Here is a 13429-nt window from a genome sequence, read left to right on the forward strand (position 1 = left end):
CCCCCGCTCCGGGAAGGAGGCGGGGGACGTCGGGACGTGCGCGTGTCAGTCGGCGGTCGCCTCGGCCGGCGTACCCGGGCCGGAACCACCGCCACCACGACGGCGCCGGCGGCGGCGCGGCTTCGGCGACGCCGAGCCCTCGGCGACGGCTGCCGCCGGCTCGGTGCCGCCCTCGGCGGAGATCACCGCGGTCGGCTCGCCCGCGACCACCTCGCCGGCCCGGCGGCGCCGGCGGCGACGCGGGCCGTGCTCCTCGGCGTCGTCGGCGGCGTCGGTCGGCGCGTCCGTGGTCGACGCGGCGGCCGCCTCCCCGCCCCGGCCGCGCCGGGGCTCCCGACCCCGGCTCTCGCCGCGCCGCGAGCCCCGGCCGTCGCCCCGGCGGGACCGGCCGCCGAGGTCCTCCTCGACCTCGGCGGAGAGCCCGGCGCGGGTGCGCTCGGCGGTCGGCAGGGTGCCGGTGATCTCGGTGGAGATGCCCAGGTCGGTGTAGATGTGCGGGGACGTGTGGTACGTCTCCGGCGGCTCCGCCATGTCCAGGCCGAGCGTCTTGTCGATGATCCGCCAGCGGGGCATGTCGTCCCAGTCGACGAAGGTCACCGCGACGCCGGTCGCCCCGGCCCGGCCGGTGCGACCGATCCGGTGGGTGTAGGTGTCCTGGTCCTCAGGGCAGTCGTAGTTGATGACGTGGGTGACGCCCGAGACGTCGATGCCGCGTGCGGCGACGTCGGTGGCGACCAGGGTGTCGATCTTGCCGGCGCGGAACGCCCGCAGCGCCCGCTCGCGGGCGCCCTGCCCGAGGTCGCCATGCACGGCGGCCACGGCGAAGCCGCGGAAGTCCAGGTCCTCCGCGACCCGGTCGGCGGCCCGCTTCGTCCGGGTGAAGATCATGGTGAGCCCGCGCCCCTCGGCCTGGAGGATCCGCGCCACGATCTCGACCTTGTTCATCGAGTGGGTGCGGTACGCCAGCTGCTGGGTCTGCGGCGACGGGCCGGTCTCGGCGGTGTGCCCGGCGTGGATCGTCACCGGACGGCGCAGGAAGCGCCGCGACAGCGCGACGATCGGGTCCGGCATGGTGGCCGAGAAGAGCATCGTCTGCCGGTCCTCCGGAAGCATCGCCAGGATCTTCTCGACGTCGTCGAGGAAGCCCAGGTCGAGCATGCGGTCGGCCTCGTCGAGGACGAGCGCGTGGACCCGGTCGAGGCGCAGGTGCTTCTGCTTGGCCAGGTCGAGCAGCCGGCCGGGGGTGCCGACCAGGATCTCGACGCCCTTGCGGAGCGCCTCGATCTGCGGCTCGTACGCGATACCGCCGTAGATCGGCAGGACGCGGACGCCCCGGGTGCTGCCCGCGGCCTGGAGGTCCTTGGCGACCTGGATGCCCAGCTCACGGGTGGGGACGACGACGAGCGCCTGGGGCTGGCCGTCGCCGCCCTCGGACGGGGCGAAGACTCGCTCCAGCAGCGGGATGCCGAAACCGAGCGTCTTGCCGGTGCCGGTGGGTGCCTGGCCGATCAGGTCGGTGCCGCGCAGCGCGATCGGCAGCGCGTACTCCTGGATGGCGAAGGCGCGGGTGATGCCGGCCGCGGTCAGCGCCTCGACGGTCTCCCGCCGTGCGCCCAGCTCGGCGAAGGTGGGTGCCTCCGGTCGTACCGGGGCGGTGGGGGCCAGCTCGTGGCCGTCCATCAGATCTTGCGTCAGCTCGCTCATATGGATTTGGGGGTGCCCTCTCGTGGGTGCGCCCCGTTGAGTCCTCAGGGCGCGGACGGTATGGCGCGGGCCACACGGTCGGCGGCGGATCTGCCGCGCGGGACCGGGCCGCACGCGCGCCGTGGGACGGCTGCGACCAGATCGAACGTCGGTCGGCGCCCACGGCAACTGCTCCAGTCTACCTGAACAGGTCCGACCCCGTTCTGATTCCTGGTCGGGGTGCCGTACGCCTTCTGGTCGGAGTGCCGTACGCCGAAACGGACAGGTGTGATCCCGTTCACATCAACGGCGATTCGTTGCCGGACGGTACCCTGCGCTGGTGTCCGCCCCAAGCGATTCCACGCCGACCGATTCCGCCCCGACCGATGCCGGCGTGACCGATTCCGCGCTCGTCGATCTGCTCGGCCTGGTGGCCTTCGGGGAGCTGCTCGCCTTCGAGCGGATGGCCGCCGACGCCCGGCTCGCCCCCGATCTGCGCCGCCGCGCGGCGCTCGGTGAGATGGCCGCGGCGGAGATCCGCAACTACCGGCGGCTCGCCGACCGGCTCGGGGACCTGGGTGTCCTGCCCGACGACGCGATGGCGGTCTACGTGGAGCCGTTGCAGGCGTACCACGACTCGACCGAGCCGAAGGACTGGGCCGAGGCCGTGACGAAGGCGTACGTCGGGGACGGCATCAGCGACGACTTCATCCGGGAGATCGCCGGAGCGCTGGACGAGCCGGACCGGGGTCTCGTGCTGGAGGTGCTGCACGAGTCGCGCTACGCGGACTTCGCCGCCGCCGAGATCCGGGCGGCCATCGAGGCCGACCCCCGGGTGGCCAACCGGCTGTCCATGTGGGCGCGTCGGCTGGTCGGCGAGGCGCTGTCGCAGGCCGGCCGCGTCGCCTCCGCCGACCGCGGCGCCCTGACGGCGCTCATCGCGCGGGGGGAGCAGGTGGACGTGCAGGGCCTGTTCCGCAGGTTGACCGCCGCGCACACCGCCCGGATGGCGGCCGTCGGCCTGAACAACTGACCGGGGACGCCGCGGCAGGTGGCGGGCACGCGCCGCGGCGTCGGGCCGGTGTGGTCGGTGTGGAGCGGGTGCGCCCGCGGCTCAGCGGACGGTGAACCCGACCGCCCGGGGGGACGCCTCGGCGATCTCCACGTAGGCGACCTTGTCGACCGGCACGATGACCCGCCGGCCCTTCTCGTCGGTGAGGGAGAGCGTGCCGGCGTTGCCGGCGAAGGCGTCGGTCACGATCTGCTCGATCTCGGCCGGCGACTGCGCGCTCTCCAGAACCAGCTCGCGCGGCGCGTACTGCACGCCGATCTTGACCTCCACAGTGCCTCCTCAACTGGGGCGAAAATGCCGCCGTGCGAAGGCTATCCGATCACGTGGGTGACGGTCAGGCTGACTCACCTTGCAGCGGGAAGCTCGCGATGCCACGCCAGGAGAGCGCGGCGACCAGGGCCTCGGCCTCCGCCTTGGCCACCTGCCGGCCACTGGCCAGCCAGAACTGCGCGGCGGTCTCGGCCGCACCGACCAGCCCGGACGCGAGCAGCTCCGCGTGCGCCCGACTCACGCCGGTGTCCGAGATGATCGTGTCGGTGATGGCCGCGATGCAGCCCTGCTCGACCCGCTCGACCCGCTGGCGCACGGCCGGGTCGTTGCGCAGGTCCGACTCGAAGACGAGGCGGAACGCCTCGCTCTCGTGGTCGACGAAGTCGAAGTACGCGCGGACCGAGGCGCCGACCCGCTCCTTGTTGTCGGTGGTGCCGCGCATCGCGTCCTGCACCTTCGCCACGATGGCGTCGCAGTGCGTGTCGAGCAGCGCCAGGTAGAGCTCCATCTTGCCGGGGAAGTGCTGGTACAGCACCGGCTTGGAGACTCCCGCCCGCTCGGCGATGTCGTCCATCGCGGCCGAGTGGTAGCCCTGCGCGACGAACACCTCCTGGGCCGCGGCGAGCAACTGCTTGCGGCGGGCGGAACGGGGTAGGCGGGTGGGCCGGCCGGCGGTGTGTGCACCGTTCCCCACAGCGGTCATGGGAACCTCCGAGTTCTTCGTACGAGCCGGCATTTTTCACCCGAACCGGTCGGGGCTGTTCGCCCGTCGCGGAATTGGCCCGCCGCTGTAACTTATCGCCACTGTCACCACACGGTAGCCTCAGCGGGGGCGACCAAGGAGCGCGCGGTGAGTGAAGCAGGGCAACCCGGTGCCGCCACCCCGGGAGAGCACGGTGATGGGACCGGTCCGCACGAGGACCATTCCCGCTCCGGCGGCGGGTGGATGTCCCCGGCGGCCGGTTGGCCCCCGGAGCCGGCAGCGCCCTGGCGTCGGTCCGACCCGACCCCGGGCTGGGCTGTCTCCTCCCCGCGCCACGGTGACCTGCCCGCTCCGGTGCCCGCCGGTGCCGAGCCGCGGCCCCACGCCAACGGCCACCGGGTCAACGGCTTCCCGCACGCCCCCGCCGAGGCGCCGGCCGCCCGCCAGTCCCCGGTGAGCGCCCCGCCCGGCATTTCCGGCGAGCCGCGCCGGGACACCGACGGTGACCGCCTGGTGGTGCCCTCCCCGCGTCCCGCGCCCGCCGTCGAGCAGCAGCCCGGGCCGGCCGAGCCGGAGTCGGGTCCCGCGCGGCACGCCTCCGAGGAGCCGCCGGTGACGCGCGCGTCCCGGTGGGCCGAGCCCGGACTGCCGACGTCGGCGCCGCCGGCCGTGCAGGTCCCGCCGGTCGGCACGGCCGCGAGCGGCTTCGAGGTGCCGCCCGGCCTCCACGCGCCGACGGCCGACCGGTCGCCGGAGCCGCCGTCCGCCCGGGACGAGCCGCGCGCCTGGGACCCGTCGTACCCGCCCGATCCGGCGCCGCGCGACCCGCGTTCGTTCCCGCCGTCCACCGAGCCCCGCGCCGGTGACGGCGCCGAGCCGCCGACCGCCGGTGACCGCCCGTTCGGCCAGGCTCCGGGGAGCCGCGCCGCGGCCGACGGTCCGGCCGGCGACGGGGAGCCGGCGTACGACGCCGACCGCCCGCGGACCCGGTGGGAGTCCGGCGACCGGGTGTCCGGAATCGACCGCGCGCTCGGCGCCGACGACGCCGACCGCGGTCCGACCAGCTCACGGTTCGGCGCGTCGGCCAGCCCCGCGGAGCCCGGATCGGCCCCGGTGGTCGACCGCCGCGCGGCGCCGCCCGAGCCGGACTGGTCCGGCCCGAGCTGGAACCGGCCGAGCTGGGGGAGCGAGTGGGCACCCCCGTGGGCCCGGGCCGAGCCGGAGGCGTCCGGCCGCCGGGCACGCGACGAGTCCGAGCCGTCCGGGCGTGACGAGCCGGGTGACCGGTGGGAGCCGTCCGGGCGTCGGGTCCGCGACGCGGCCGAGGCCTCGTCGTCCGGTCCGGAGGTGTCCGGCCGCCGGGCCCGCCCGGAGCCCGAGACCCGCGACGCGGAGCCCGGCGCGGGCCGCCGCGCGCGCGACGAGCGGCCCGGCTGGGCGGCCGAGCCGCAGCGGGCGTACGAGCCGGTACGTGCCGACCCGTACCCCGCACCTGCCGAATCGGGCCGCGGGCCCGACATCCGGCCGGTGTACGAGCCGCCGGCCGGCCGGGCGCCGGCAGCGTCCCCGGTCCCGCCGGCCGACCGGTCCGCCTGGGCGCCGGAGCGGCCGGCCAGCGCGCCCCCCGTCGCGGCCGCGGGCACCCCCGACGGAGACGACGCCACCCTGGAGAGCCGCCGGCCGTTCCGCCTCCGCCCGGAGGCGCCCGCTCCGGCGGACCCACCCGCCACCGGAACGACGGCCGCCGGTCCCGCCACGAGCGGTCCGAGCGCCGCGTCCGCCACGAGCGGCGCCGGCGGCCGCGACCGCATCCCCACCGCGCCCGCCCCGACGAGCGCACCCCCCTACGCGGCCCGCCGATCCGCCCCGGAACCGGCACCGACGGCCGGGCCGGTCGGCGACGACCGGCTGCCGGACCCTGCGTCGGCGGTGTTGCCGCAGCGCGTCCCCGCCGAACCGGACGTGCCCGTCGTGCCGGAGCCGCCTGCCGTGGAGCCACCCGCCGAGACCCCGGAACTCGCCCGCATCGCCACCCATCTCCGCCGCGACGACGAGCCGGCCCCCCTGCGCGACCGTCCCGAGGGCTTCGACGTGGACGCCATCCTCGCCGCCGTGCGCGGCGTGGCGGGCGTCCGGGACGCCGAGTTGCGCCGCACCCAGGCCGGTGCGCACAGCCTCCGGCTCGACCTCGCCGACGGTGCCGACGCCGCCGAGGTGAGCCGACAGGTCGCCCGTCTCCTTCAGGAGCGGATGGGCCTCGCCGCCGCCCCGCAGAACGTGCCCGGTATGGCCGCCGAGCCGCCGCCTCCGGTCCGCCGGCGGTCCGCCGAGCCGGCCCGCGCCGAGCCGGCCCGCGCCGAGCCGGCCCGCGCCGAGCCGCGGCCCACCGAGTCCCGGGTGCCCCGCCCGCCGGCCGGACGGGACGCCCTGCCGTCCCGCTCCGAGCGGTGGGAGGCGGCCCTGCCGGAGACCCCGCGGCGTCGCCGGCAGTCCGCCGGGCCGCACCGGGGCCGGGCCACCGTCGACGAGCCGGGCTCGATCGCCGCGCCGGCCGGGCCCACCGGCAGCCCGGTGACGGTCGGCACGTCGTACACCGGGGGGCAGGTCACCACGACGGAGGCGGCGCCGTCCCGCCCGCTCGACACCGGCGGCCGGCCGGGCCCGCGGGTGGTGATCGACCACGTGCAGGTCAGCACGTTCGGGCTCGACGCCACGGTGGAGGTGCGGCTGATGACGGCCGGCTCGCCCGCCGCCGGGTACGCGACCGGCCCGGCGGTCGACGGGTACGTGCTCCGCCTGTGCGCGGTGGCCGCCGCCGCCGCGGTCGACGAGCTGCTGCGCGCGTCCGGGCCGGAGTCGGACCGGGGACGCTGCTTCGTCGAGCACGCGGCGGTGGTGCCGTTCGGCAACTGCGAGGTGGCCACGGTGGTGGTCCTGCTCGTCTGCGACGGCTGGGTCGAGCAGCTCGCCGGCTCCGCGCTGGTCGCCGGCGACCCGCGCCAGGCCGTCGTCCGGGCGACCCTGGCCGCGGTGAACCGCCGCCTCGAGGCGCTGCTGGCCTGACCGCCGCCGGATGAGCTGCCGGTTCCCGCCACCGCGGGCAGACTGGAGCCATGAAGCGCGCCACCCTCTGGCCGGATGACCTGCTTCCCGAACACTCCGTCCCACCCCCCTGGCCCGGTCGGGAGGTACGCCTCGACGGCACCGTCACGTACGTGCGAGACACCCCGCCGACCGCGCCCGGCGCCGAGCCCGCGCTCTACGTCCACGGCCTCGGCGGCTCCTCGCAGAACTGGACCGACCTGGCCGCCCTGCTCGCCGACCGGCTGGACGGGCAGGCCATCGACCTGCCCGGCTTCGGCCGCAGCGAGCCGGGCCGCAGCTACACGATCCGCGCGTTCGCGCAGCGGGTGATCCGCTGGATCGAGCACTCCGACCGCGGCCCGGTGCACCTGTTCGGCAACTCGCTGGGCGGCGCGGTCTCGGTGCAGGTGGCGGCCGTCCGACCGGACCTGGTCCGGACCCTGACCCTGATCTCGCCGGCCCTGCCGTTCCTCGACTTCCGGCGGTCGTTGCAGGGCCGGATGCTGCCGCTGCTGGCGATCCCCCGGGGCGAGCGGCTGGCCGCCTGGCGGCTGGCGCAGATGGCGCCGGAGGTGATGGCCCAGCAGGTGATCGAGGCGTGCGTCGCCGACGTGAGCCGGATCAGCGAGCAGCGCCGGTTGGAGGCGCTGGAGGAGATCCGGGTCCGCTACGAGGCCGCGCACTACGCCGCCGCGTACGTGCGGACGTTCCGGGGACTGGTCTCCTGCTTCCTGCGGTCGTACCTGCCGGGGTCCGGGTCGATGTGGCGGCTGGCCGGCATGGTCCAGGCGCCGACGCTGGTCGTCGGTGGCCGGCACGACCGCCTGGTGGACGTACGCGTCGCGCCGCAGGCCGCGCGGGCCATCCCGGACAGTCGGCTGCTCATGCTGGACGGGGTCGGTCACGTCGCGCAGCTCGAGGTGCCGCGCCTGGTCGCCCGCGCCGTCCTGGCGCTGCTCGCCGAAACCGAAACAGAGGACTCCGCGAAGTGGCCGGACATGGCAGGCTGAGCTGGATGCCCGCCGCCCGTAGCACCGCCAGTTCCTCGAAGCACCCTCGTATCCCCGCCGTCCCGCCGGGCACCCGGGGCGGCCGGGCCGCGGTGCCGGCCTCCCCACCGGCTGGCGGTCGGGCGACCGCACCGGCTGGCGGTCGGGCCACCGCACCGACCGGCGGTCGGGTGACCGCACCGGTTGGCCGGGCCGGGAATCCGCTCGTCCAGCGCTCGGGTGGTCGGGCCGGGACGTCGACTGCCCAGCGGTCCGGGGGCCGTGCGCCGTCCCGTCGGCCCGCCGACGCGGTCCGTGGCCGGCACCGTTGCCGGAGCAGACGGAGCCGGCGGGTCCTGGAGGCGATGGCGCTCGTGCTGGCGGTCGTCGCGGCGGTGGCGGTGGTCGCCGACCAGCGCGGCGCCGACGTCGGTGCGGAGGCCGTCACCGCGCCGAGCCCGGTCCCGACGCCCACGGCGGCGCCCATGTCGGCCGCACCCAGCCCGTCCCCGCCGGCGGTGGTGGCGGAACCGTCGGCGTCCCCGGTGTTCCAGATCGCCGGGCCGGTGCCGTCGGCCGGGCGGGGCACCTTCGGGTACGACGACCGCGTCGGGCCGCTGCTGGGGGAGGCGGGCACGCTGCGGCGGTACCGGGTCGCTGTGGAGAACGGGGCGGAGGAGGACGCGGCCGAGTTCGGCGCCACCGTCGAGGAGGCGCTCGCCGGGCCGGGGAGCTGGGTCGACGGTGGTCGGCTGCGGTTGCAGCAGGTGCCGGGCAACGCCGCCGCCGACTTCACGGTCTACCTGGCCACCGGGCAGACGGCCGGCCGGATGTGCCTCGCGGGCGGGGTGAACATCCGCATCGGCGGCCGCCCGTACACGTCCTGCCGGGCGCCGGGCCAGGTCATCATCAACCTCGACCGCTGGCGCCTGTCCGTGCCGCACTTCGTGGCGATGAAGGTGCCGCTGTCGGTCTACCGGCTGTACGTCGTGAACCACGAGGTCGGGCACCAGTTGGGCAACCGGCACGAGCGCTGCCCCGGCGCCGGCCGACCGGCTCCGGTGATGATGCAGCAGACGCTCTTCCTCGACGGCTGCGTCGCCAACCCCTGGCCGTACGTCGACGGGCGGCGGTACACCGGCCCGCCGGTCTGACCTCGACCGTTCCGGATCGTTTAGCCCCCGGTTGCGGGGCATTGCCCGATTGGTCTGCGACGCTGGGGCCATGGCCACGTCGTCCCCTCCCGGCCCGTCCGCGCGCCCCCCGCAGCGGCCGGGCCCCGTCCGCGTGCGACGCCGGCACCGCCGCGCCGTGTGGCTCGGCCTGGTCCTGCTGCTCGCCGCGGCCGCGTCCGTGGCGCTGGTCCGGGCCGCCGGAGGGCCGGCGGACCGCCCACCCGGCCGCACCTCGTACGGGGCGGCCGAGCGGCCGCAGCCCGGCGGCTACCCGCGCGCCGGGGTGGGCAGCTTCGAGACCGCGACCGGCGACGCCGAGGTCCGGGGCGGCGACGGGCCGCTGTACCGCTACCGGGTGGCCGTGGAGCGCGACATCGGCCAGGACACCGACGCCTTCGCCGCGACAGTCGACGAGGTGCTCGGCGACCCGCGCAGCTGGATCGGCTCCGGAGAGCTGCGCGTGCAGCGGGTCGAGGACGTGGACCTCGCCGACTTCACCGTCTACCTGGCCACCCCGGACACGTCGGAGCGGATGTGCGCCGAGGGTGGGCTCACCACGGAGGGCTACACCTCCTGCCGCCTGCCCGGCCACGTGATCATCAACCTGGCGCGCTGGATGGAGGGGGTGCCCGACTACGGGGCGCCGCTCGCCGTCTACCGCAGCTACGTGATCAACCACGAGGTCGGACACGAGTTCGGCGAGTGGCACGAGGCCTGCCCGGGCCCGGGACGGCCCGCACCGGTCATGCAGCAGCAGACGTACGGGCTGGACGGCTGCGTCGCCAACCCCTGGCCGTACCTGGACGGGCAGCGGTACGCGGGCGAGCCGGTCCCCGGCACGTAGGGCGGCTATTCCCGTTCCCGTACTTCGGGCGACGTGTCCCTCCTCATGGCCGATCGGCCGTCCAGCGAGCGACAATGGCGCGGTTCGCCACCGCCGATCCCGGGGAGTCCACCGTGTCGCTGCCCCCGCTCGTCGAGCCCGCCGCCGAGCTGACCGTTGACGAGATCCGCCGCTACTCGCGCCACCTGATCATTCCGGACGTCGGCGTCGAGGGCCAGAAGCGGCTGAAGAACGCCCGGGTGCTCTGTGTCGGCGCCGGTGGCCTCGGCTCGCCGGCCCTGATGTACCTGGCCGCCGCCGGGGTCGGGACGCTCGGCATCATCGACTTCGACACCGTCGACGAATCCAACCTCCAGCGCCAGATCATCCACGGCGTCTCGGACGTCGGCCGCTCCAAGGCCGAGTCGGCCGCGGCCTCCATCCGCGAGATCAACCCCCTGGTCAACGTGGAGATCCACAACACCGCGCTGGACCGGGACAACGTCCGCGAGATCTTCGCCCAGTACGACCTGATCGTCGACGGCACCGACAACTTCGCCACCCGGTACATGGTCAACGACGCGGCGGTGCTGCTCGGCAAGCCGTACGTCTGGGGGTCGATCTACCGGTTCGACGGCCAGGCGTCGGTGTTCTGGGCCGAGCACGGCCCCTGCTACCGCTGCCTCTACCCGGAGCCCCCGCCGCCCGGCATGGTGCCGTCCTGCGCCGAGGGCGGCGTGCTCGGCGTGCTCTGCGCGTCGATCGGCTCGATCCAGGTCAACGAGGCGATCAAGCTGCTCGCCGGCATCGGCGAGCCGCTGGTCGGCCGGCTCATGGTGTACGACGCCCTGGAGATGACCTACCGCAAGATCAAGGTCCGGAAGGACCCGAACTGCGTTCTCTGCGGCGAGAACCCGACGGTCACCGACCTGCTGGAAGACTACGAGGACTTCTGCGGCGCGGTGTCGGTCGAGGCGCAGGAGGCGGTGGTCGACTCGACCATCACCGCCCTGGAGCTCAAGGAGTGGCAGGACGCCGGCAAGGACGTGTTCCTGGTCGACGTCCGCGAGCCGGCCGAGTACGAAATCGTGCGGATCCCCGGTGCCAGGCTGATCCCCAAGGGCGAGATCATCTCCGGCGACGCGCTGGCGGAGTTCCCGCAGGACAAGCAGATCGTGCTGCACTGCAAGTCCGGTGTCCGCTCGGCCGAGGCGCTCGCCGCCCTGAAGGCGGCCGGCTTCCGGGACGCGGTGCACGTCCAGGGCGGCGTCCTCTCCTGGATCAAGCAGATCGACCCGTCGCTGCCCGCGTACTGAGGTGAGTGAGGAAGGGGTCCACGGGCCCCTTCCTTAACACGCCCGGAGCCGGTGCGGAGGGGTCGCGTCGGGTGGCCGATTCACCGAGGCGGGATCGCGTTTGCACAGGTAGCGTGTCCGCCGTGGTGGACATCGACGCCGCGATCGGCTTCGTGGTGGCGCACGGGGACGTGGTGGACCGTGCCCGGCTCTCCCGGTTGCGCACCGGCACGTCGCCCGGCCCGGAGGTGCTCGACGTGGCCGAGGGCGGGCAGCTGCCGGACGGCGGCTGGCCCGCGTACCTCGAGGGGAAGGTGCCGTCCGTCGACGCCACCTGCTTCCGCCTCGCCGAGCTGGACGACCTCGGCGCGATCGGCCGGCCGGCGGCCCGGCGGGCGCTCGACTGGCTCGCCTTCCGCCAGCTGCCCGACGGCGGCTGGGAGGAGGACGCCGCGCTGGCCGACAGCGCCCCGGAGTGGGCCCGGCCCGGCGACCCCGAGGCGGGGTTCTACCTGACGGCGAACGCCGCGTTCTGGCTGACCGTCGCCGGGCTGGACGCGCGGGCCGCCGGGCCTCTGGACCACCGGGTCGGCGGGGTGTACGCGGGCGTCGTGCACGCCGCCGCGTTGTCGCTGGTCGCCCGGTTGAACCCGGACGGCAGCTGGCCGTCCTTCCTCGCCGCCGGGTGGCTGAGCGCGGGCGTGCTGTTCCGGCAGGAGATGTTCCACGAGTCGGCGCGGATCCAAGTGGCGCTCGCCGAGCGGATTGCCGACATGTCGCCGGCCAACGTCGCCTGGCTGGCCGCGACCCTGCGCCGGGTCGGCGTCGACGACCAGGACTGGATCCTGGTGCGGGCCCGCCGCCGGCTGGCCGAGACGCAGCGCAGCGACGGCAGCTGGGAGAGCGACGACGGGCACCAGTTCGACGTGCACGTGACGCTGACCGCCATCCGCGCCTGCCACTGACGCTCGACGTGCGGCGCTCGGCCCGCCGTGCGGTGTGCGGACGTCAAGAAGGGGCCCCTCCTATCCGCCCGGCGTTGACAAGGGGCCCTTCCTTGCAGTTCAGCGCAGGTGGCCGTCCCCGGTGACCACGTACTTCGTGCTGGTCAGCTCCGGCAGCCCCATCGGGCCGCGGGCGTGCAGCTTCTGCGTCGAGATGCCGATCTCCGCGCCGAAGCCGAATTCGCCACCGTCGGTGAAGCGCGTGGACGCGTTCACCATCACGGCTGCCGCGTCCACCCGGGCCACGAACTCCCGCGCCGCCGACTGCGAGTCGGTGACGATCGCCTCGGTGTGCCCGGTGCCGTACCGCCGGATGTGCGCGACCGCCGCGTCCAGCGAGTCGACGACGGCGACCGAGATGTCCGCCGACAGGTACTCGGTGGCGAAGTCCTCGTCGGTGGCCGGCACCACCGCGTCGGAGTGCCGCGCCACCTCGGCGGTGCCGTGCACGGTCACCCCGGCCTCGGCGAACGCGGCCAGCATCGGCGGCAGGAAGGCGTCCGCGACAGCGGCGTGCACCAGCAGCGACTCGGCGGTGTTGCAGGTCGAGAGGCGCTGCGTCTTGGCGTTCAGCGTGATCGCCACGGCCTTCGACACGTCGGCCGCGGCGTCCACGTAGACGTGGCAGTTGCCGACGCCGGTCTCGATCACCGGAACGGTCGACTCCTCGACCACGGTGCGGATCAGCGACGCGCCGCCACGCGGGATCAGCACGTCGACCAGGCCCCGGGCGCGCATCAGTTCCTTGACCGAGTCGCGGGAGGTGGCGTCGAGCAGCTGCACCGCGTCCGCCGGCAGGCCGGCCCCGGCCACCGCGTCCCGCAGCACCGCGACCAGCGCCGCGTTGGAGTGCGCCGCGGAGGACGAGCCGCGCAGCAACGCGGCGTTGCCGGACTTCAGGCAGATGCCGGCCGCGTCGACGGTCACGTTCGGCCGCGCCTCGTAGATGATGCCGACCACCCCGAACGGCACCCGGACCTGCCGCAGCTCCAGGCCGTTCGGCAGGGTCGAGCCCCGGACGACCTCACCGACCGGGTCCGGCAGCGCGGCCATCTGGCGCAGCGCGTCGGCGATGCCCGCCACGCGCCCCTCGTCGAGGGCGAGCCGGTCCAGCACGGCCGCGCTCAGCTCGGCCTCGCGCCCGGCCGCCAGGTCCGCGGCGTTCGCGGTCAGGATCTCCGGCGTACGCGCCACCAGCGCGTCGGCCATCGCCACCAGCGCGGCGTCCTTGACGGTACGCGTGGCGACCGCGAGGGCCTCCGCCGCAGTCCGGGCCCGGCGCGCCTGCTCGACGACGCTCATCCTGCACTCCTTGACGTGTTAGGAAGGGC

General features: G+C 75.2%; 11 protein-coding genes. 7 read left to right on the top strand and 4 right to left on the bottom strand.

Annotated elements, in window-relative coordinates; all coding sequences use genetic code 11:
* Positions 1-45: 45 nt before the first annotated feature.
* A complete protein-coding gene (locus ACTMS0_RS10470) occupies positions 46-1704 on the bottom strand; it encodes a DEAD/DEAH box helicase (RefSeq protein ID WP_441154951.1) in 1659 nt (552 codons plus the stop codon).
* Positions 1705-2077: 373 nt separating this feature from the next.
* Here ACTMS0_RS10470 and ACTMS0_RS10475 point away from each other — a divergent pair, with 373 nt between their 5' ends.
* Positions 2078-2716 (top strand): ferritin-like fold-containing protein, encoded by a 639-nt coding sequence (locus ACTMS0_RS10475; RefSeq protein ID WP_441154952.1) that lies wholly within the window; start codon positions 2078-2080, stop codon positions 2714-2716.
* An 81-nt stretch (positions 2717-2797) separates the two neighbouring features.
* Here the strand turns inward: ACTMS0_RS10475 and ACTMS0_RS10480 are convergent, their stop codons facing one another.
* Positions 2798-3025 carry a DUF3107 domain-containing protein gene (locus tag ACTMS0_RS10480; RefSeq protein WP_441154953.1) on the bottom strand — a complete coding sequence of 76 codons (228 nt, stop codon included), beginning with the start codon at positions 3023-3025 and terminating at the stop codon, positions 2798-2800.
* Positions 3026-3089: 64 nt separating this feature from the next.
* A complete protein-coding gene (locus tag ACTMS0_RS10485; RefSeq protein WP_441154954.1) occupies positions 3090-3728 on the bottom strand; it encodes a TetR/AcrR family transcriptional regulator in 639 nt (212 codons plus the stop codon).
* Positions 3729-3875: 147 nt separating this feature from the next.
* Between ACTMS0_RS10485 and ACTMS0_RS10490 the strand changes: the two genes are divergently transcribed.
* The 6 genes from ACTMS0_RS10490 (at position 3876) to ACTMS0_RS10515 (ending at position 12059) form a co-directional block, all read left to right on the top strand.
* The gene (locus tag ACTMS0_RS10490; RefSeq protein WP_441154955.1) at positions 3876-6791 is read left to right on the top strand and encodes a hypothetical protein; all 2916 of its coding nucleotides are present in this window, start codon (positions 3876-3878) and stop codon (positions 6789-6791) included.
* Between the two features lie 50 nt (positions 6792-6841).
* Positions 6842-7822 (top strand): alpha/beta fold hydrolase, encoded by a 981-nt coding sequence (locus ACTMS0_RS10495; protein WP_441154956.1) that lies wholly within the window; start codon positions 6842-6844, stop codon positions 7820-7822.
* A 344-nt stretch (positions 7823-8166) separates the two neighbouring features.
* Positions 8167-8955, top strand: a complete 789-nt coding sequence (locus ACTMS0_RS10500; RefSeq protein WP_441154957.1) for a DUF3152 domain-containing protein — start codon at positions 8167-8169, stop codon at positions 8953-8955.
* Positions 8956-9025: 70 nt separating this feature from the next.
* Entirely contained in the window at positions 9026-9820 is a 795-nt protein-coding gene (locus tag ACTMS0_RS10505) for a DUF3152 domain-containing protein (RefSeq protein WP_441154958.1), read from the top strand.
* A gap of 74 nt (positions 9821-9894) precedes the next feature.
* Complete coding sequence (gene moeZ / locus ACTMS0_RS10510) at positions 9895-11115, top strand: adenylyltransferase/sulfurtransferase MoeZ (RefSeq protein WP_441154959.1); 1221 nt, start codon at positions 9895-9897, stop codon at positions 11113-11115.
* A 113-nt stretch (positions 11116-11228) separates the two neighbouring features.
* Positions 11229-12059, top strand: coding sequence for a prenyltransferase/squalene oxidase repeat-containing protein (locus ACTMS0_RS10515; protein WP_441154960.1), 831 nt, complete (start codon positions 11229-11231; stop codon positions 12057-12059).
* 99 nt (positions 12060-12158) lie between these two features.
* Here the strand turns inward: ACTMS0_RS10515 and ACTMS0_RS10520 are convergent, their stop codons facing one another.
* Complete coding sequence (locus tag ACTMS0_RS10520; protein ID WP_441154961.1) at positions 12159-13400, bottom strand: glutamate-5-semialdehyde dehydrogenase; 1242 nt, start codon at positions 13398-13400, stop codon at positions 12159-12161.
* Positions 13401-13429: the final 29 nt, after the last annotated feature.

It is taken from the genome of Micromonospora sp. H33 (genome assembly GCF_052068455.1).
GTDB lineage: Bacteria > Actinomycetota > Actinomycetes > Mycobacteriales > Micromonosporaceae > Micromonospora.